This window comes from Caulobacter sp. BK020, from assembly GCF_004342605.1.
Classification (GTDB): Bacteria; Pseudomonadota; Alphaproteobacteria; order Caulobacterales; family Caulobacteraceae; genus Caulobacter.
The window spans coordinates 215,668-234,329 of sequence record NZ_SLZL01000001.1; the positions used below are offsets into that span (position 1 = coordinate 215,668).

General features: G+C 70.4%; 19 protein-coding genes. 4 read left to right on the forward strand and 15 right to left on the reverse strand.

The annotated features are described in order from the left end of the window. Positions 1 to 4 precede the first annotated feature (4 nt). Together EV278_RS01100 and EV278_RS01105 are read right to left on the reverse strand one after the other, a co-directional pair. On the reverse strand, positions 5 to 850 hold the full coding sequence (locus tag EV278_RS01100; protein WP_132085822.1) for an NlpC/P60 family protein: 846 nt from the start codon (positions 848 to 850) through the stop codon (positions 5 to 7). Beyond that, entirely contained in the window at positions 847 to 2,271 is a 1,425-nt protein-coding gene (locus tag EV278_RS01105; RefSeq protein ID WP_132085824.1) for a leucyl aminopeptidase family protein, read from the reverse strand. Before EV278_RS01105 ends, EV278_RS01100 begins: the two co-directional genes overlap by 4 nt. A gap of 89 nt (positions 2,272 to 2,360) precedes the next feature. Here EV278_RS01105 and EV278_RS01110 point away from each other — a divergent pair, with 89 nt between their 5' ends. Continuing rightward, on the forward strand, positions 2,361 to 3,197 hold the full coding sequence (locus EV278_RS01110) for a pilus assembly protein TadD (RefSeq protein WP_132085826.1): 837 nt from the start codon (positions 2,361 to 2,363) through the stop codon (positions 3,195 to 3,197). A 78-nt stretch (positions 3,198 to 3,275) separates the two neighbouring features. On the opposite strand, the gene EV278_RS01115 is transcribed toward EV278_RS01110, so the two are convergent. From EV278_RS01115 to EV278_RS01160, 10 genes are all read right to left on the reverse strand, one after another. Next, complete coding sequence (locus EV278_RS01115) at positions 3,276 to 4,250, reverse strand: type II secretion system F family protein (RefSeq protein WP_132085828.1); 975 nt, start codon at positions 4,248 to 4,250, stop codon at positions 3,276 to 3,278. Between the two features lie 11 nt (positions 4,251 to 4,261). Next, positions 4,262 to 5,242: a type II secretion system F family protein gene (locus EV278_RS01120; RefSeq protein ID WP_132085830.1), complete on the reverse strand. Its 981-nt coding sequence runs from the start codon at positions 5,240 to 5,242 to the stop codon at positions 4,262 to 4,264. A 3-nt stretch (positions 5,243 to 5,245) separates the two neighbouring features. After that, on the reverse strand, positions 5,246 to 6,763 hold the full coding sequence (locus tag EV278_RS01125; RefSeq protein ID WP_132085832.1) for a CpaF family protein: 1,518 nt from the start codon (positions 6,761 to 6,763) through the stop codon (positions 5,246 to 5,248). A 3-nt stretch (positions 6,764 to 6,766) separates the two neighbouring features. After that, positions 6,767 to 8,293: a CpaE family protein gene (locus EV278_RS01130; RefSeq protein ID WP_132085834.1), complete on the reverse strand. Its 1,527-nt coding sequence runs from the start codon at positions 8,291 to 8,293 to the stop codon at positions 6,767 to 6,769. Next, positions 8,293 to 9,009, reverse strand: coding sequence for a CpaD family pilus assembly lipoprotein (locus EV278_RS01135; protein ID WP_132085836.1), 717 nt, complete (start codon positions 9,007 to 9,009; stop codon positions 8,293 to 8,295). The genes EV278_RS01130 and EV278_RS01135 overlap by 1 nt, the downstream gene beginning before the upstream one ends. Positions 9,010 to 9,019: 10 nt before the next feature. Next, positions 9,020 to 10,675, reverse strand: coding sequence for a type II and III secretion system protein family protein (locus EV278_RS01140; RefSeq protein ID WP_132085838.1), 1,656 nt, complete (start codon positions 10,673 to 10,675; stop codon positions 9,020 to 9,022). After that, complete coding sequence (gene cpaB, locus EV278_RS01145) at positions 10,672 to 11,562, reverse strand: Flp pilus assembly protein CpaB (RefSeq protein ID WP_132085840.1); 891 nt, start codon at positions 11,560 to 11,562, stop codon at positions 10,672 to 10,674. Before cpaB ends, EV278_RS01140 begins: the two co-directional genes overlap by 4 nt. Positions 11,563 to 11,744: 182 nt before the next feature. Then, a complete protein-coding gene (locus tag EV278_RS01150) occupies positions 11,745 to 12,257 on the reverse strand; it encodes a prepilin peptidase (RefSeq protein ID WP_132085842.1) in 513 nt (170 codons plus the stop codon). Between the two features lie 267 nt (positions 12,258 to 12,524). Further along, the gene (locus EV278_RS01155; RefSeq protein ID WP_132085844.1) at positions 12,525 to 12,695 is read right to left on the reverse strand and encodes a Flp family type IVb pilin; all 171 of its coding nucleotides are present in this window, start codon (positions 12,693 to 12,695) and stop codon (positions 12,525 to 12,527) included. Between the two features lie 82 nt (positions 12,696 to 12,777). Then, positions 12,778 to 12,942 (reverse strand): Flp family type IVb pilin, encoded by a 165-nt coding sequence (locus tag EV278_RS01160; protein ID WP_056760715.1) that lies wholly within the window; start codon positions 12,940 to 12,942, stop codon positions 12,778 to 12,780. Between the two features lie 311 nt (positions 12,943 to 13,253). Between EV278_RS01160 and EV278_RS01165 the strand changes: the two genes are divergently transcribed. The 3 genes from EV278_RS01165 to EV278_RS01175 all read left to right on the forward strand — a co-directional run bounded on the left by EV278_RS01165 (position 13,254) and on the right by EV278_RS01175 (position 14,875). Beyond that, complete coding sequence (locus tag EV278_RS01165; RefSeq protein ID WP_132085846.1) at positions 13,254 to 13,682, forward strand: pilus assembly protein N-terminal domain-containing protein; 429 nt, start codon at positions 13,254 to 13,256, stop codon at positions 13,680 to 13,682. Positions 13,683 to 13,769: 87 nt separating this feature from the next. Then, positions 13,770 to 14,339, forward strand: coding sequence for a TadE/TadG family type IV pilus assembly protein (locus EV278_RS01170; RefSeq protein WP_132085848.1), 570 nt, complete (start codon positions 13,770 to 13,772; stop codon positions 14,337 to 14,339). Beyond that, positions 14,336 to 14,875 (forward strand): TadE/TadG family type IV pilus assembly protein, encoded by a 540-nt coding sequence (locus EV278_RS01175; protein ID WP_132085850.1) that lies wholly within the window; start codon positions 14,336 to 14,338, stop codon positions 14,873 to 14,875. Before EV278_RS01170 ends, EV278_RS01175 begins: the two co-directional genes overlap by 4 nt. A 98-nt stretch (positions 14,876 to 14,973) precedes the next feature. Here EV278_RS01175 and EV278_RS01180 read toward each other — a convergent pair whose 3' ends face one another. The 3 genes from EV278_RS01180 to EV278_RS01190 are packed head-to-tail and all read right to left on the reverse strand — an operon-like array spanning position 14,974 to position 18,588. Beyond that, positions 14,974 to 15,744, reverse strand: a complete 771-nt coding sequence (locus EV278_RS01180; RefSeq protein ID WP_132086287.1) for an aminotransferase class IV — start codon at positions 15,742 to 15,744, stop codon at positions 14,974 to 14,976. Further along, positions 15,744 to 17,096: an aminodeoxychorismate synthase, component I gene (pabB, locus tag EV278_RS01185; RefSeq protein WP_132085852.1), complete on the reverse strand. Its 1,353-nt coding sequence runs from the start codon at positions 17,094 to 17,096 to the stop codon at positions 15,744 to 15,746. The genes EV278_RS01180 and pabB overlap by 1 nt, the downstream gene beginning before the upstream one ends. A gap of 52 nt (positions 17,097 to 17,148) precedes the next feature. Then, positions 17,149 to 18,588, reverse strand: coding sequence for an MFS transporter (locus EV278_RS01190; protein WP_132085854.1), 1,440 nt, complete (start codon positions 18,586 to 18,588; stop codon positions 17,149 to 17,151). Positions 18,589 to 18,662: the final 74 nt, after the last annotated feature.

Genomic DNA, 18,662 nt, shown 5'->3' on the forward strand with positions numbered 1-18,662 from the left:
GTAGCTACGGCCTTCTCCACCCCGTCACCGCCCCGCCGCCGGCCGCCTCGATCCGGGCCACGGCCCCGGCCAGGGGCTCGACCGCCACGGCCATGTGGTGGGCGTTGGCGTGCAGGATGGTGTCGGCGTCCAGCAGCAGGGCCACGTGGCCCTTCCAGAACACCAGGTCGCCGCGCCGGCGGTCGGCCTCGGCGATCGGCGCGAAGAAGGCCAGCTGCATGTCGGTGTCGCGCGGGACGGCCTTGCCGCAGGCCGCCAGGGCCTGCTGCACCAGGCCCGAGCAGTCCAGGCCCAGCGATTCGCGGCCGCCCCACTGGTAGGGCGCGCCCAGATAGCCCTCGGCCACGGCCACGTGATCGCCCAGCGACACGCCGACCGGCGCCAGGTGGGCGGCGACGAACCAGCCCGTGCCCTCGCCCCGGGCGAACCGCCCCTCGGTCGCCTCGATCGCGGTCAGGGCGTTCTGCGAATAGAGGCCCACCGGCTGTGACTTGATGTCGGGCTCGGCGAAGGCGTAGGTGCGCGGGACCGCCACCTGGCAGGTGGCCGGCGCGCCGCGGGCGGCCAGGTCGTCCTCGGCGACGAAGCCGACATAGCCGTCGCGCGCCGCCTGCCCCCAGGCGAAGCCGTCCTTGACCTCCAGCACCTTGAACAGCTCGCCGAACAGCAGCTGGTCCCACTGCTCGGCCATCGGGTGGGCGGCCTTGCGCAGGGCGGCGGTCGGGACGGCGACCTGGCGCAGGGTCGGGGCCTCGTAGCGCTCGGCGGCGACCAGGCCCTGCAGGTCGAGATCGGCCAGGTCGGGCCGGGCGAGGGTCACCCGGGGATCGTACGGGCGCGGACCGCTCATGCCGAAGCCTTCGGGAACCGCGACTTCAGCATGCCGTAGAGGCCCCGGATCACCTGGGCTTCGCCGCCGGACGCGAAGCCCGGCCGGGCCTTGGGGTTCCAGGCGAAGATGTCGAAATGCGCCCAGGACCCGGTGGTCGGGGCGAAACGCTGCAGGAACAGGGCGGCGGTCACCGACCCGGCCTGGGCCCAGGCGTCGGGATCGTTCTTCAGGTCGGCGATGTCGCTCTCGACCGCCTCCCTGTATCCATCCCACAAGGGCATGCGCCAGACCGGGTCGGAGGCCTCGCGCGCGCCTTCCTCGATCTCCAGAGCCAGGTCGTCGTCGGGGGTGTAGAACGGGATGACCTGCGGCCCCAGGGCGACGCGGGCGGCGCCGGTCAGGGTGGCCAGGTCGATGGTCAGGACCGGCTCCAGCTCGGCCGCGCGGGCCAGGGCGTCGGCCAGGATCAGCCGGCCCTCGGCGTCGGTGTTGCCGACCTCGACCGTCAGTCCGGCCCGGGTGGCCAGCACGTCGCCGGGCCGCATGGCGTCGCCGGCGATGGCGTTCTCGACCACCGGGACCAGCACGCTCAGCGCCACGGGCAGGCCGGCGGCCATCACCATCCGGCCCAGGGCCAGGGCATGGGCGGCCCCGCCCATGTCCTTCTTCATCAACCGCATGCCGCCGGACGGCTTGATGTCCAGGCCGCCGGTGTCGAACACCACGCCCTTGCCGATGATCGCGACGCGGGGGTGGGCGGCGTCGCCCCAGGTCAGCTCCAGCATCCGCGGCGCGCGAGCCGGGACGGCGGCGCGGCCCACGGCGTGGACGGCGGGATAGTTCTGGTCCAGCAGGTCGTCGCCGACGATGACGTCCAGGCTCGCGCCGTACCGCTCGGCGATCTCGCGGGCGATGGTCTCGATCTGCAGCGGCCCCATGTCGTTGGCCGGGGTGTTGACCATGTCGCGGGCCAGGGCGCAGGCGTGGGCGACGGCGCGGACCTCGTCCAGATCGACGGTTTCGTCCGCGACCAGTCGTCGCGCCTCCCCCGCGCCCGTGGAGGGCCGGTAGCGGTCGAAGCGATAGGCGCCCAGGGCGAAGGCCAGGGCGATCTGGCCGAGATCCAGGCCGTCGGGGATGGTCGCCAGGCGGTAGTCGCCGGCCGGCAGCCTGGCGGGCAGGGCGCGGAACAGCATGGCCTCGGCCTTGCCCCGGGTCCCCAGGCCCAGCAGCACGCGGTCCACGGCCCCTTGCGGCGTGGGCAAAACCAGCACCTGGCCGGCCTTGGCCTTGAAGTCCTCCAGGGCCACGAAGCCCTTCACGAAACTCGGCCGCGCCTCGACGAAGGCGGCCAGTTCGGCCTCGTACAGGCAGTGGATGGGCGTCGGCGCGCCGTCCTCGGGCAAGCGGGACGAGGAAGCGATGATCGGTTCCGACATGGACGCGCCCTTGAGGGGTGAAAATTATGCTTAACGATTCCTTGAGGGCCGCGCGCGAGGATGCGGGCGCCGTCGGGAGATTCCTCTTCATGTGTCGCATGCGCGCGCGCCTCGCAACCGTTCTTGGCCCTGTCCTCGCCTCCGGCGTGTGGATGGCGGCGTCGGCCCACGCCGCCGACAAGCCCGCGCCGTCCGCTCCGGTCGCCGCGCCGCCCGCCGCCGCGCCCGAGGCGCCGCCCAAGGCCACGCCCGCCGAGCGGGCCGAGGCCCAGCGCGCCGATCCCCTGACCCGCATGGCCTTCTGGGCGTCGCAGGTCGAGCGCGACGGCCGCGACGTCGAGGCCGGCGTCGGCCTGTCCCAGGCCCTGCGCGCCCTGGGCCGCTATGACGAGGCCGCCGATGCGGCCGCCAGCGTGCTGATCGTCGCTCCCGACAACTACGACGCCCTGATGGAATCGGCCCGGGCGAACGTGGCGCGCGGCCAGGGCTTCTACGCCATCGAGCCGGGCCGCAAGGCCGCCGCCCTGCAGCCGCGCGACTGGCGTCCGCTGTCGCTGCTGGGCGTGGCCTACGAGCAGGCCAAGCGCGACGACGAGGCCCTGGCGGCCCATCGCCAGGCCGTGGCCCTGGCCCCCGCCGAGGCGGTTCCGCTGACCAATCTGGCCTTGCACCTGGCCTCGACCGGCGACCTGCCGGGCGCCGAGAAGCTGCTGCGCCAGGCCGCCGTCCTGCCCACCGCCACCATCCAGGTGCGCCAGAACCTGGCCCTGGTGGTCGGACTTCAGGGGCGCCTCGACGAGGCCGAGAAGCTCGCCCGCCAGGACCTGCCGCCGGAATCGGTCGACAACAACCTGGCCTGGCTCCGCGCCGCCGTCGGCCAGGCCGGCGCGACCCGGTCATACGACGCGGTGAAGGCGGGGGGTTAGGGGGCGCCTGCCCCAGTTCCCTTGTATCTGGATCGCGGCTCGAAGGCGTGATCCAGATACAAGGGAACTGAAGGCCCCCTACCGGCCCTTCATCACGTCCTGGATCTTGATGATCGCCGGGCCCATGATCACGACGAACAGCACGGGCAGGAAGAACACGATCATCGGCACGGTCAGCTTGGCCGGCAGGGCCGCGGCCTTCTTTTCGGCGGCCGACAGGCGCAGTTCGCGGTTTTCCTTGGCCATCACCCGCAGCGCCGCGCCCAGCGGGGTGCCGTAGCGCTCGGCCTGGACCATGGCGGTGACCACCGAGCGGATGCCGGGATGGTTGGTGCGCCGGGCCAGGCCTTCGTAGGCCAGGCGCCGCTCGGGCAGGTAGCTGAGCTCGGCGGTCAGCAGGCTGAGCTCCTCGGCCAGCTCCATCGAGGCCGAGCCGACCTCGGACCCGACCTTGGCGATGGCCGCCTCGATCGACATGCCGCTCTCGACGCAGATCAGCATCAGGTCCAGGGCGTCGGGGAACGCCGCGACGATCGACTCGCGACGCTTCTGGGCGGCGTTGGAGATGTAGAGGTTGGGCGCGTAGTAGCCGGCCGTCAGGGCCAGGAAGCAGATGGCGATCTTCTGCATCGTCAGCAGGCCGAAGCCGTTGACGACATAGAGGTAGAACGCGGTCACCACCGCAAACGCGAACGGCATCACGAAGCGGAAGAAGTAGAAGGTCGAAACCGGCTTGGGACCGCGGAAGCCGGCCTGGGCCAGCTTGTCGACCACCTTGGGATCTTCGAGCAGCCTGGACAGCTGCAGGCGCTCGACGACGTTCTTGTACATTCCCTCGTCGACATGGCGCAGCGAACCGCCGCCGCCCTTCTGGGCCATGGCCTCGCGCGAGCGGCGGCGCAGCTCCTCGCGGCGGTTGGCCACCGACTTCAGCCGGCCTTCCAGGTTGTTGTTGCTCATCATCGGCGACGCCAGGGTGACGATGGTGGCGAACACCACGATGGCGATGAAGGCGCTGAACAGGGTCTGGGGATTGGTGAGCATCTCGATCATGGCCGCTCCCCCTAGAACTTGAAATTGATCATCTTGCGCATCACGAAGATGCCCAGGCTCATCCAGAAGCCCGCCGCCAACAGCATCAGGTGGCCGCGCGGGTCGCTGAACATCGGCGCCATGTAGCTGGGCGCGGTGACCGAGATCAGCGCGACGACGCTGGGCGGCAGGCAGCCGATGATGAAGGCCGAGGCGACGGCTTCGGCCGACAGGGCCTTGATCTTCTCGGCCATCAGCTTGCGGGCCCGCAGCACCGTCGACAGGTTGCCCAGCGCCTCGGCCAGGTTGCCGCCGGTCTTGGCCTGGATGGTCAGGACGATGGTGAAGAAGCGCAGCTCGTTGGTCGGCATGCGCTCGTACATGCGTTCCAGCGCCTGCTCCATCGACATGCCCATGCCGGTGTTCTCGACCAGGACGCGGAATTCGCCGGCCAGGGGCTCGGGGCATTCCTTGCCGATGATCTTCAGGCAGTCATGGACCGGCAGGCCCGACTTGATGCCGCGCACGATGATGTCGATGGCGTCGGAGAAGGCGTTGGTGAACTTCTTGGTGCGGGCCTTGGCCATCATGCCGACCACCCAGCGCGGCAGGCCGAAGCCGGCGGCGAAGGCCGCGCCCAGGGCCAGGAGCGGCATCTGGCGCAGCAGCAGCAGCACCAGGCCGACGGTCAGGCCGATCACGCCGCTGACGATCCAGAACATCCGGACGTTCTCGCCCAGGCCGGCCGCCCTCAGGCGCGCGGCGATGGTCAGCGTGGCCTTCTTTTTCTTCTGGTCCTGTTCCTTCAGGGTCTTGAGAATCTGCTTGCGACGGGCGTCGGGCGTGCTGGCCGCGGCCTTGGCGCGGGCGGCGACGGCCTGGCGGTCGCCGCCGGCGATCAGCTGGGCGCGCTTGACGGTCTTGGCCGAGCCGCTGTCGCCGCCGCCGGCCAGCACGAAGCCCAGACCCGCGATGGTGATGAAGCCGAGGACGCCGGCGAGGATGAACAGCATCGCCTACTCCGCCGCGTCGAGGGCTTCGGCCAGCTCGCGCTCCAGGCCGTAATAGCGGGCGCGGTCCCAGAAGCGCGGGCGGCCGATGCCGGTCGAGCGATGCTTGCCCATCACCTTGCCCTCGGCGTCCTCGCCGCTGATCTCGTAGACGAACAGGTCCTGGGTGACGATCACGTCGCCTTCCAGGCCCACCACCTCGGTGATGTGGGTGATCCGGCGCGAGCCGTCGCGCAGGCGGGCGGCCTGGACGATGACGTCGACCGAGCCGACGATCATCTCCTTGATGGTCTTGGACGGCAGGCCGTAGCCGCCCATGGTGATCATGCTCTCGATCCGGCTGATCGCCTCGCGCGGGCTGTTGGCGTGCAGCGTGCCCATCGAGCCGTCGTGGCCGGTGTTCATGGCCTGCAGCAGGTCGAAGGCCTCGGGTCCCCGGACTTCGCCGACGATGATCCGCTCGGGACGCATCCGCAGGCAGTTCTTGACCAGGTCGCGCATGGTCACCGCGCCCTGGCCTTCCAGGTTGGGCGGCCGGGTTTCCAGGCGCACCACGTGCGGCTGCTGCAGCTGCAGCTCGGCCGCGTCCTCGCAGGTCACCACCCGCTCGGTGGGGTCGATGAAGGCGGTCATGGTGTTGAGCAGGGTGGTCTTGCCCGAGCCGGTGCCGCCCGAGATGACGATGTTGCAGCGGCAGGCGCCGATCACGCCCAGAACCCGCGCCCCTTCCGGGCTGATCGACTGGAAGTCGACCAGGTTCTTCATCGTCAGCTTGTCCTTCTTGAACTTCCGGATGGTCAGGGTGGGACCGTCCAGCGCCAGGGGCGGGGCGATGACGTTGACGCGGCTGCCATCGGGCAGGCGGGCGTCGCAGATCGGGCTGCTTTCATCGACCCGGCGGCCGACCTGGCTGACGATCCGCTGGCAGATGTTCATCAGCTGCAGATTGTCGCGGAAGCGGACATTGGTCAGCTGGACCTTGCCGCCCACCTCGATGAACACCCGATGGGCGCCGTTGACCATGATGTCGGCGATGTCGTCGCGGGCCAGCAGCGGCTCCAGCGGACCATAGCCGAGGACGTCGTTGATGATGTCCTGGACCAGGTGCTCCTGCTCGGAGACCGACATCGAGACGTTCTTGATCGCCACCAGCTCGGCGACGATGTCGCGGATCTCCTCGGCCGCCGCCTTCAGGTCCAGCTGGGCCAGCTGGGAAAGGTCGATGGTGTTGAGCAGGGCGTTGAAGATCGTGGTCTTGGTGGCGTGGTAGTAGTCGCTCTGCTCGCGGACCACCTGGGTGGTCGGCGGAGCGCCCTGGGCGGCGCGCAGCTGGTCCAGGCCCGAGGTGGCCTTGGGGCCGGCCGGCTTGGCCGCGGCCGCCGGCGCGGGCGCGGCCGCCGAGGCGGCGGACTCGTTGGCCGGCTCGATGCGCTGCGGGCGCGTGGCGATGGCCGGCGCGCCGGTCGAGACGGGCGGCGGCGCCTGCTCCGTGCGGACGGCGGCCTGATCGCGCTTGCCGAACATGCCCTACTTCTTCTTGAACAGGCTGGAGAGGACCGAGGTCTTCTGGACCGCCGGCGGTTCGCGGCGGCTGATCAGGCGCGCCAGATGGTCGATGCCCTCGGCGGCCTTCGACTTGGGCGCCACCTCGGCGACCATCTGGCCGTTGTTGGCGGCCTGGCCGAAGGGCTTGGGGTCGAACGGCAGCACCAGGGACGGCGTCAGGCCCAGGGCCTCGCCGAAGTCCTTGACCGGGATCTCGGGACGGCCCGGCACGCCCACCTGGTTCAGCACCAGGCGCGGCGGGGCGTCGTTCGGACGCGCGGCCCGCACCAGGTCGATGATGTTCTTGGCGTTGCGCAAGCTGGCCAGGTCGGGCGTGGCCACCACCACCAGGTCGTCGCTGGCGATCAGCACCCGGCGGGTCCAGGCGCTCCAGCTGTGTGGCAGGTCCAGCACCACGAAGGGCGCCGCGCCGCGGATCTTCTGGGTGACCTCCTCGAAGGCGTCGGCCGGGATCTCGTAGTCCTGGTCCAGGGCGCCGGGCGCGGCGAACAGCGACAGGCGGTCGCCGCAGCGGACCATCATCCGGTCCATCAGCACCGGGTCCAGGCGGTCAGGCTGGGTCAGGGCGTCGAGCACGCCCTGCAGCGGGTCCTGGTTGAAGTCGAGCCCGGCGGTGCCGAACGGCAGGTCCAGGTCGACCATCACCGTGGCGGCCTGCACGCGCTCGGCCATCGACCAGGCGAAGTTGTGGGCCAGGGTCGAGGATCCGACGCCGCCCTTGGCCCCGACGAAGGCGATCTGCCGGCCGATGAACGGCGCGGAGGGATCGGCATACAGGCTTGAGACCGCGCGGATGATCTGCAGCGGCCCCTGGGGCTGGGTGATGTACTCGCTGACCCCGCGCCGCATCAGTTCGCGATAGAGGGCGATGTCGTTGGTCTGGCCGATGACCACGACCTTGGTGCCCGGGTCGCAGACCTGGGCCAGGCCGTCCAGCAGGGCCAGCATGCGCGGCGCGGCGTCCAGGCTCTCGACCAGCACCAGCGAGGGGGTCGACTGGTTCTGGTAATAGGCCACCGCCGCCTCCAGCCCGCCGGGCTGGGCGATGGTCGAGGCGCGGGCCATTCGTCGGTCGGCCGCGGCGGCCTCGACCAGGGCGACGGTCTCGGCGCGGGCGCAGAAGGCGTGGATGGTGATGCGCGGCACGGCCGCCTCGCCCATGTCGGCGTCGGCGGCGGCGAGGACCTCCTGCACCAGGGCCTCGGTCGTGCCGACCGGATGGACAACCGGCGCCACCGGTTCGGCCGCCTCGATCGGCGGGGCCCGGGTCGCCGCGGTCGCGGCGGCCGGCGGCTTGGGCGCATAGGGCTCGGCCAGCGGCAGGTCCGCGAACGGCGCGGAGACGGTTTCGCGAGGGCGCACGGACGGGAACTCGGCGAACGGGTCGTCGCCGCCCAGCACGGCGCCGGGCGCGGTCCCGGTCGTGGCGAAGTCGTCGTCGGCCTCGAAGCCCAGGTCGAAGGGGTCGTGATCGCTGCGCGTGGCCATCAGTTGACCGCCTTCGAAACAACGCCGTTGGACTGCTCGTCCTTGGCCGAAGAGGTGACCTCGCCCTTGCGGTACTTGTCGAGCACGGTGGCGCGGCGGCCGGAGTCGATCGCCGTTTCGGCGCGCGGACCCAGCAGATCCTCGGGATTGGCCACCTGGGCGGCGATGTTGGCGGTCACCGCGCAGCCGAAGTTCTCGTAGGCGGCGTTGTTGCGGGTGGCGGCGAGGTTCTCCCAACCGCCGCATTGCGGGACGCTGGCGGTGAAGCGCAGGAAGCCGACCCTCAGCGGCGCGTCCGGCGCGCCCGCGGCGTCATAGCCGGTCACCCGGACCTTGGCGGCCGGCGCGCCCATGGCGACCAGGCGCTGGCGGGCGGCCATCGCCATGCGGCCGGCCATCTCGCCGCGGGCCCCGCCGATCGGGGCGTTGACGACGATCTCCCGCGCCTCGACCGCCATCCAGCGGCCCAGCAGCCCGTCCAGGGCCTGGATCTGCGCCGCCGACAGCCCCTCGGCATGGAGCGCCAGCTGCACCTCGTCCGGCCGCGAGTCGATATGGACGCGGTCTTCCCACTGCTGGGTTTCGGTGCGCGGCGCGGCGGCGGTTTCGGGGCCGGCGGCCGGAGCGGCGCAGGCGGCCAGCAGCGACAGGACCAGGCCTGCGGCGGCCAGTTTCGGGGCCGTCAGGAGCGAAGAAGAAGGATGGGGTCGCGTCATGTCCGCGTTCTCACTCGATCACATAGCCGACGGGGCCCTGGTAGGCGCGCCCGCTGTTCGCGCCGACCGGCGCCTTGACCACCTTGTTGAGCCGGCCCAGCAGGGCCGTGCTCATGTCGCTCGCCGTCTGCAGGCCGTCGGCCGGGGTCTGCAGGTTCTGCGGTTTGGTCGGGTCGACGATATAGGGGGTGATGATCACCACCAGCTCGGTCTCGCCGTTCTGGTAATCGCGCGAACGGAACAGGGCGCCCAGGATTGGCAGGCTGGTCATGCCCGGCAGGGCGTCGATGTTCTGCTTGCTCTGCTGCTTCAGCAGTCCGGCGATCATCAGCGAACCGCCCGACGGCAGCTCGACCGTGGTCTCGGCCCGCCGCACCGTCAGCCCGGGAACGACCAGGCTCGAACCGCCGTTGGACGAGGCCAGGGTAAAGGATCCCAGGCTGGTCAGTTCCGACACCTCGGTCGACAGCTTCAGGGAGATACGGCCGCCCGACAGCACGACCGGCGTATAGCCCAGGCCGACGCCGAAGGGCTTGAACTCGATACTGACCCGGTTGGTGCTGTCCAGGCCGGTCGGAACCGGAAACTCGCCGCCGACCAGGAACTTGCCCGCCTCGCCGGACACGACGGTCAGGTTGGGCTCGGCGAGGGTCCGGATCAGGCCCGCGCGTTCGAACGCCTGGATCATGCCCTTGCCCGAGTTCAGGCCGGGACTGCCGGCAGTGTCCTTGACCGTCGCCGTATTGCCATTGATGACCTTGACCGGATTGCCATTGGCGTCGACGGAATCGAACACCGTCGAATGGACGACCTGGTAGCAGGTGCCCGAGACACCGGCCGCGCAGGGCACCACCATCTGCGGCTGCTTGGTGGTGTCGCGCGCCCAGCCGCCGAGGGCCCCGCCCAGGAGGCTGTTGTTGACGCCGTAGGTCGGCGTGAAGCCGAACTTATACTGGGTCTCGCCCAGTTGGCCGAGCACGGCGCTGGAATCGACGCCCAGCTGCTTGATCATGTTGCGCTGGACTTCGACGATGCGGACCTTGAGCATCACCTGGTCCTTGCCGGCGATGGTCAGGAGGTTCAGCACGTTCTCCGGCTTGTCGACGAACTTGGCGGCGATCTGCGAGGCCACGCCGGTTTCGTTGGCGTCGGCCACCGCACCGGTCAGGATCACGCTGTCGCGGATCGCCTGCACCTGGATGTTGGCGTTGGGCAGCACCCGGCGCAGGGTCTCTTCCAGGGCGGTGGAGTCTTGCTCCACGCGGATGGCCAGGCTGAGGATCTTGCGCCCCGAGGCGTCGAAGAACACCGCGTCGGTCGAGCCCAGGGCCATGCCCAGGACATAGATCCGGCGCGGGCCGCGCAGCACCGCGTCGGCCACCGCCGGGTTGGTCACCAGCATGTCGCGCACATCGACGGGCAGCTCGATGATCGCCGACTTGCCCCGCGACAGGTTCAGGGTCTGGGCGCCCGAACTGGTCAGGTCGATGCGCAGCACCTGGTCGGCGGGCGGGGCCATCGTCGCAGGGGCCGGCGCGAGCGGCGCGACCCGGGCCGGGGTCCGGTAGAGATGGGTGCCGGCCGCCGGCCCGTCGGCGAGCGCCGCGGCCGAGGGGGCCAGGGCCAGGACGGCCGCGAGCAAGGCGGAGGAAAGCCGGCGGATCATGGGCGAACCGAAATGCTGGAGGTCTGGCCGCCGCGATTGATGCGGACGACGCCGGAATCTTGTGAAGCGCCCGCCAGGCCCGAGGGGCCGCCCAGGTCGGTATAGGCGCGCAGGGTCAGGGTGACCGGGCCGGCGGCCTTGGCGCGGGTCAGGGCCTCGGCCTCGGCCGGCCCGACCTCGAGGGTGGCCGTGGAAGCGACGATGGTCTTGGCGTCCTTCTCGGCCGCCGTGCTCTGGTCCAGGGCCAGCACGCGGACGTTCTGGACGATGGTCTCGGCGACGGTCCGCTTGGCGCCGCCGGTGTCGCCCTCGCCGACGCTCTGGGCCTCGTGGGCCTGGATGACGTCGACGCGGTCGCCGGGCAGCACGAAGCCGCCGACTGCGGTCTCGGAAGTGACCGGAACGGCCATGGCGCGCTTGCCGGGTCCCAGGACGACCGACAGGTAGCCGCCTTCGCCGCCGCGGACGATCTTGCGGGCGGTGATGGGTTCGCCGGCCAGGATCGGATCGCGGACGATCGCGCCCTCGACGGCCTTTTCGGGCGTGACGCCGCCGATCATCGCGCCTGCCGCGTCGCCGACGGCCTTGGCGGCCTTGGCGGTCGCCTTGGCCGGGACCGGATCGGCCGCGCCGTTGGTGATGAAGGCGGCGTTGACGGTGTCGGACGGCCAGGGCTGCCAGTCCACGTCGCCGGCGGTCAGGCGATCGCCGATGGCCAGGTCGTGCTTGGCGACCAGGACCTGGGTCATCGGCTTGGCCGCGGGGCCGGCGGTCTGGACGATCGGCGCGGGCGCGGGCTTGCCGCCCAGGGCTTTCTGCATGACCACGGCCAGGCCGATGGCCGCGACGGCGGCGACCAGAACGATCATGACGCGAAGAGGATTCATGCGGTCGGGCTCTAGCGACGAAAACACGGGTCGAGGCGGGCCGCCTTCAGGCGATCACGCACGAATCGTCCAACGGCCCTTCTGGCCCCCGTCTCATGCTCGCGCGCCCATGGTTAACAGCGACTAAAGGCGACGGTCCGAAAGGTCGCCCGGCGGCGCGACAGGCTGACGCGGGCGCGATTCTAGGCGCCGACGGCCAGGGTCAGGGCGCCTTGCGGGAAGGCGGCCAGGGCCCCGACCGCAATGGCCACGCCGTAGGGAATGTCGCCGCCCTGGGCGCCCAGCTTGCGAAGCCAGGCGGGGCTGCCGGCCAGGACCGGCTCAAACCAGCCCGAGCGCAGGCTGAGAAGGCCCAGGGTCAGGGCGCCGCCGGCCAGGCCCGTGACCAGCATGAACGGCAGGGTCGCGGGCCAGCCCAGCCACAGGACCGCCGCGGCGAACAGCTTGGCGTCGCCGCCGCCGATCCAGCCGGCGGCGAACATGCCCATGCCGACCAGCAAGGCGACGAAGCCGGACGCCAGGCACAGGCCCAGGGTCGCCAGGGAGGCGCCGCTGACCAGGGCGATCGGCGCGAAGGCCGCGATCAGGGCCAGGGAAATCCAGTTGGGGATGGTGTAGCTGGTGACGTCCTTCAGCGCGGCCACGACGACCAGCGCGGGAAAGATCAGCAGCAGGGCGAACTGGAGGGTGTGCATGGCGGCCTTGCCTTTTGGATCGGCGGCACTGTGCGCCGATCTCGTGAAGCAATGGTTTCCCGCGCGACGAAATCCGCGCACGCCGACGGGACAGGACGCCGGGCTCGGCGCCACGTCCCACGTCCCACGTCCCACGTCCCACGTCCCACGTTCGGTCTACGGCGACTTAGAGCATCGCGCGGAAAAGTGGGCGCCGGTTTCCGGGAAAGCGATGCGAAGACAAAAACCTAGAGCAAATCGTGCGATTCCTAAATCGCGTGATTTGCTCTAGCCGCCCCCGAGCTGGTCAGCGGCGGCTTGGAAGGCGCCCTTCACGTTGCCGCCGAGCAGGCCAAAGGCTCCGACGGTCACCAGGGCGATCAGGGCGATGATCAGGCCATATTCGACCGCGGCGGCCCCGGACTCGTCGTTCAGGAAGCCAGCGACAAACTTCGACATGATGGAAGCTCCTCGATCATGGGAACAAAAAAGGCCCCGGCGTCTCCGCCGAGGCCCTCTTGTCTTCCTAAGGACGGACGCCTTAGCCGATGGCCGTCGCGGCCGAGGTCAGGCGGTTCTTCAGGTTGGTGCCCAGCGTGGTCACGGCGGCGACGATCACGACGGCGATCAGGGCGACGATCAGGCCGTACTCGATGGCGGTGGCGCCGGATTCGTCCTTCAGGAAGCGGGTGACAAACTTCGACATGGTGGATCTCCTGGTCAGTAAGTGGATCTGGGCTCCAAGCCGTGTCGACTTGCTCACCCCCGAAAACACGATCAATTTCGCCCACCTCACTTAATACCCAGTAAACAGCGAATAGTTTCTCCAGACTTTTTGTTGGTTTATTTTGATTTACCATTACCTTCTCTTAACTACGCCTTGCCGATGAGGGCAAAAGCTCCTTATGCGACAAGGTGTTCTCGATGGCCTGAGGCAATACACGAACATCGAACTTAGGTCTTTATTGACCATTCCGCGGCATGCTCTCCCTTGCACCAAGCTGGGAAGACATCTTCATGCGCCGCCTGACTCTCGCCCTCTGCGCCGGTCTGAGCCTCTCCGTCGCCACCGTCGCCGCCGCCGACAGTCCGTCCGCGCCGCTGTCGGTCGGCGCCGGCGGCGCCGCGCGCATCCTGCTGAGCGCGCCCGTACGCGACATCGTGGTCGGCGATCCGGCCGTGGCCGACGTCAGCCTGGTCAACGAACGGACCCTGGTGGTGCTGGGCAAGAAGCCCGGCGCGACCACCGTGCTGGCCTTCGACGCCCAGGGGCGCGCCCTGGCCGACCGCGACGTGGTGGTCTCCGACATTCCGACCCATGCGGTCATCGTCCAGCGGGGCGCAAGCGCCGCGACCTACGCCTGCGGCGATCGCTGCTCCATTCTGAACAGCACCACCCAGCCCGCCGCGCCCGCCCCCAGCACCGCGCCGGCCGCCACTCCCTAGAATTGGCGCCCTAAACCCCTGATTAGGGACACGCGGCCTAGATTGCCGCGCCTGACGTTCTTCAAAGGCGCTGACGCGGACGCCGCCATGGCCGATCGAGCCCGACACCATCGCCAGCTTCTGGCCCGCCTGGGCCTGCTGCGCTGCTTCGCTCGCGCCGACGACGGCGCGACGGCGATCGAGTTCGCCTTCGTCGCCATTCCTTTCCTGATCCTGGTGTTCGCCATCATCGAGCTGGGCCTCATCTTCCTGGTGTCGATGGGCCTGGAAAACGCGCTGATGGTGGTCGACCGCACGATCCGCACCGGCGAGCTGCAGACCAATGGCGGCGACGCGGCGAGCTTCAAGCAGGCCGTGTGCGGCCAGATGTCGTGGCTGGGCGGGTCATGCTCGACCTCGCTCACCCTGGATGTCCGCGTCCTGCCCTCATTCTCCCAGACCAGCGGCCTGCCGACGCCCGACCCCGCCAACACCTGCTTCGATCCGGGCGGCCCCGGCTCGATCGTCCTGGTGCGGGGCTATTACAAGTGGCCCGTGATCACGCCGCTGCTGCGGGACGCGCTCGCTGGTTCGTCTGGCGAACGCCAGATCACCTTCGCCGCGGTGTTCACCAACGAGCCCTATTCGGAAACCCCCGCCCCGATCAAATGCCAATGACCCGTCGCCCCTCCCACTTCTGGCGCGACCGGCGCGGGGTCTCGGCCGTCGAATTCGCCCTGATCGCCCCCGTGCTGATCCTCTTCTACTTCGGCATGGCCGAACTGACGGAGGCGATGATGGCCCAGCGGCGCATGAGCCACGTGGCCTCTTCGATCGGCGACGTGGTGGCCCGCGACCAGAAACTGACGGACGCCCGCCGCGACGACGTCTTCAGCGTCGGCGCGGCGCTGATGTCGCCCTTCCCGACCACAACCCTGCGGATGTGCCTGGTCAGCGTCGCCTCCGACGCGAACGGCAAGGACACGGTCGTGTGGTCGGAATCGTCCAATGCGCCGGCCAACTGTCCTGCGAAAGGCGCCGTGGTCGACATTCCCGTCAGCGTGCTGCCGGCCGGCCAGAGCGTGATCATGAGCAGCGCCAGCTACGATTACGACTCGTTCTTCAAGTTCATCCTGCCCCAGACGCTGACCTTCCGCCGCACCTTCTATCTGAAGCCCCGACTCTCCGACCAGGTGACCCGCTCGGCCACCTAGAGCAAATCGCGCGATATGGGAATCGCGCGATTTGCTCTAGCTTTTTGTTTTCGCATCGCTTTGTCGGAAAACCGGCATCCACTTTTCCGCGCGATGCTCTAGAGCGTCGTCGTCTCGCGCAGCCGTTCGACCAGCGCGTGGGGACCGAAGGTCTCGCCCTCGAAGCGCCGGGCCGGCCGCACGCCGATCAGGCTGTTGGTCAGGAACACCGCCTCGGCGGCGTCCAGGGCCTCGGCGCCGCTGGCCACCTCGTGGACGTCGACGTCCAGGGCCCGAGCCGCCGCCATCACCCGCCGCCGGGTCAGGCCGCCCAGCACGCCGCAGTGCAGGGCCGGGGTGAACAGCGAGCCGCCCGCCACCCAGAACAGATTGGCCGCCCCGGCGCAGGCCAGGTCGCCGTGATTGTTGCGCATCACCGCCTCGTCGGCCCCGGCCGCCCGGGCCTCGGCGCGGGCCAGGACGTTGTCGACATAGGACAAGGTCTTCAGCCGCGCGGCGGGCGAGCCCTCGTTGCGGCGGGTCGAGGCCAGGGCCAGGTCGACCGGCGTCGTCACGACCGGCGCGGCCGCGGCCGTCGCCATCAAGCGGAGCACGGGCGCGGCCGGACGATCCAGTCCCCGGCCGCCAGAGCCGGCCGTCAGGGTCAGGCGCACAGCCGCGCGGGCGTCGGCGAGACCGGCCTCCGTCGGCGCGGCGAGAACCCGGGTCTTGGCCTCGGCGAGATCGAACATCGGCAGGCCCAGGACCTCGCATCCGGCCGCCATCCGGGCCAGGTGGTCGTCCAGGTGCGGCAGGTCGCCGCCGGTCCACAGCATGGTCTCGAACAGGCCGTCGCCCAGCAGCAAGCCTCGATCGTCGGGTGGGGTCATCATCCGCGGGGCGGCTCCATCAGGGCCCGGCGCAGGGCGGCGAACTTGGCTTCGGTCTCCAGGTGCTCGGCGTGGGGATCGCTTTCGGCGACAACGCCCGCCCCGGCCCTGGCTTCCAAACGCCAACCCGCCCGGTCCTGTTCAAGGCCGACCGTACGGATCAGCACGCTGGACTCCAGCGCTCCGTCGACCCCGGCCCAGAACAGCGAGCCGCAATAGGGGCCGCGCGGGGTCTCCAGCTCGGCGATGACCTTCATGGCCTGGACCTTGGGCGCGCCGGTGATCGAGCCGGGCGGGAAGGCCGCGCGCAGCAGGTCGGCCGAGGCCAGGCCCGGGGCCAGCCTGCCGGTCACCGTCGACACCAGGTGGTGGACGTTGGCGAAGGTCTCGACCTTGAACAGCTCGGGCACGGCGACGCTGCCTGGCGGGCTGACCCGCGCCAGGTCGTTGCGCATCAGGTCGACGATCATCAGGTTCTCGGCCCGGTCCTTGGCGCTGGCCGACAGCTCGGCGATCAGCCGCGCGTCCTCGGCCTGGTCGGCGCCGCGCGGCCGCGTGCCCTTGATCGGCCGGGTCTCGATCGAGAGATCCTCGCCCCCGTTCTCCTTGGCGACCTGCAGGAACCGTTCGGGCGAGTTGGACACCAGGGCCCGGCCGGGCAGGCGCAGATAGGCCGAGAACGGCGCCGGGCTGTCGGCGCGCAGGCGGGTGAACAGGTCGAACGGATGGGCGCCGGCGACCAACCGCCCGGTCCAGGCGCGGGCGATATTGGCCTGGAAGATCTCGCCGCCGACGATGCGCTCGATCACCTGGGCCACCGCCGCCTCGTAGGCCTCGCCGTCGCTGGCTTCGAGCCCCTCGCACAGCACGCCGTCGTGCGGGGCCGGCGCCGGACCGTCCAGCCAGCCCAGGGCCGCCTCGGCCCGGGCCCGGGCGAAGCTCTGCGAGCCGCCGCGGCCGATCGCCAGCACCCGGCGCTGCAGGTGGTCGAAGGCCAGCAGGGCCGGATAGCGGGCGCAGGCCAGGTCGGGCCAGCCGGTGCGCGGCAGGCCCAGGCGCTCGACCCGGTCGCCCAGTTCGTAGGCGGCCAGGCCCACGACGCCGCCCTGGAACGGCGGACCGTCGGGGTCCGTCGCCTGGGGCGGGCCGACCAGCTCGGCCAGGGCCGCGAACGGGTCGCGGGGCTCCTCGGCGGTCACGGTCAGCGTGGCGTCCGGCTCGCGCAGCAGGTATGACCACCGCCCCGCCTGGCCGCCGGAGATCAGGGCGCAGGCGAACGGTTCGTCCCGCCACGGGGCCGCGGTCCAGACCGGGTCGCGCCAGGGGGCGCTGATGAGGACGACGTGACGCATCGGCGGGTGATACCGCCCCCCGCGCCCGGAGGCTACGATTTCGCGCGCGAGATCAGGTCTCCCGGCCGCCGCCCCTGACCAGGAACAGCACGCAAAAGCCCATCAGCAGCAGGGCCGCGACCGGCAGGAAGCCGCCGACCTGGCTCTTGAACACCGCCGTGGCCAGGGCCACCAGCAGCGAGCCCAGCCACATCGTCGCCGTGCCCGACAGGGCGTAGAGCCCGAAGAACGCCGCCGTCTTGTCCGGCGGGCACAGGCGGATCAGCAGGGTGCGGCTGGAGGCGTACTGGGCGGTGACGAACACCGCGATCAGCAAGCCCAGGCCCAGATAGATCAGCTCCGGCGCGGTGCGGAACAGCGGCCCGTTCCAGACCGGCGCATGAGCGGCCGGATCGTAGGACCAGACGTACAGGATCTTCTCGCGCCCCATGCCCAGGGTGGCGACCAGCACGGCCAGCGAGCCGGCGATCTCCAGCTGCACGGCCTTGCGCGGCCCCAGCGTGCGATCGAACCACGGCGCGACCAGGCCGCCGACCACCCCGAAGACGCTTAGCGAGATGCCGTAGGCCAGCATCTCCAGCGCGCCCCACTTCATCAGCCCGGCCGCCAGCAGTCCGCCGAACACCAGCAGGGCGGTCATGCCGTCGTTGTAGAGCAGGCGCCCGCCCAGGAAGAGGGCGATGTCACGATGGCCCTTCAGGTCGCCGAAGATGTCGCGCAGCATCGCCACACCCGCCCGCAGGCTGGCCATCCAGCTGCGGCCGGTGCGGGCCGCGTCGGGGGTCCACAGGAAGAACGGGATCGCGCCCAGCAGCAGGACGGCCGCCGACATCGGACCCGAGATCCGGCTGGGCTCGTTCCGGCTGGCGTCCAGCCCGAACAGCGGGGCGCGCGGCACGCCCGGCCAGTCCACCTGGCCCGGCAGCACCATGCCCCACAGCATGAAGACCAGCAGAGCCACCGACAGGCCGTTGGCCAGCGCATAGCCCAGGCCCGAGATCAGGGCGGCCCGGCCCGGAACCTCGCCCGCCGCGCGGCCCAGCAGCGAATTGCTGACCACGTCGCCCCAGTTATAGGCCACGCCCAGCACGACCAGCAGGCCGCTGGTCGCCATCAGCGGCAGGCCGCCGGCCGGCATGGCCCACCACAGCGCGACCAGGGCCGGGACCATGATCGCAGTCACCATCCCCAGCATCGGCTTGCGCGGCCCGTACTGCTCGATCATCGCCCCCAGCAGCGGCGCGGTCAGGGCGGTCAGCAGGCCGTAGATCGTCGAAATGTTGGCCACCTGGGCCTGGCCCCGGACCGGATCGCCGACCAGCACCCGCGAGAAGTAGGGCGAGAAGATGTAGATGGTGATCAGGATCACATAGGGGTCGCGCGCCCCCTGCTGCAGGATCCAGGCGAGCGCGCCGCGCGGCAGGCCGGACTTCAGCGGAGCCATCGGCTGGCCCTCGCTTGGAGCCGCCGCGGCGGCCGAGAACTCACTCATGCGGTTCCACCCTATGGAGTCGCCGTCTGTCGCAGCGCCTTGGGTGAAGCGTGGCGTTGAAACGGGCGTTTGTC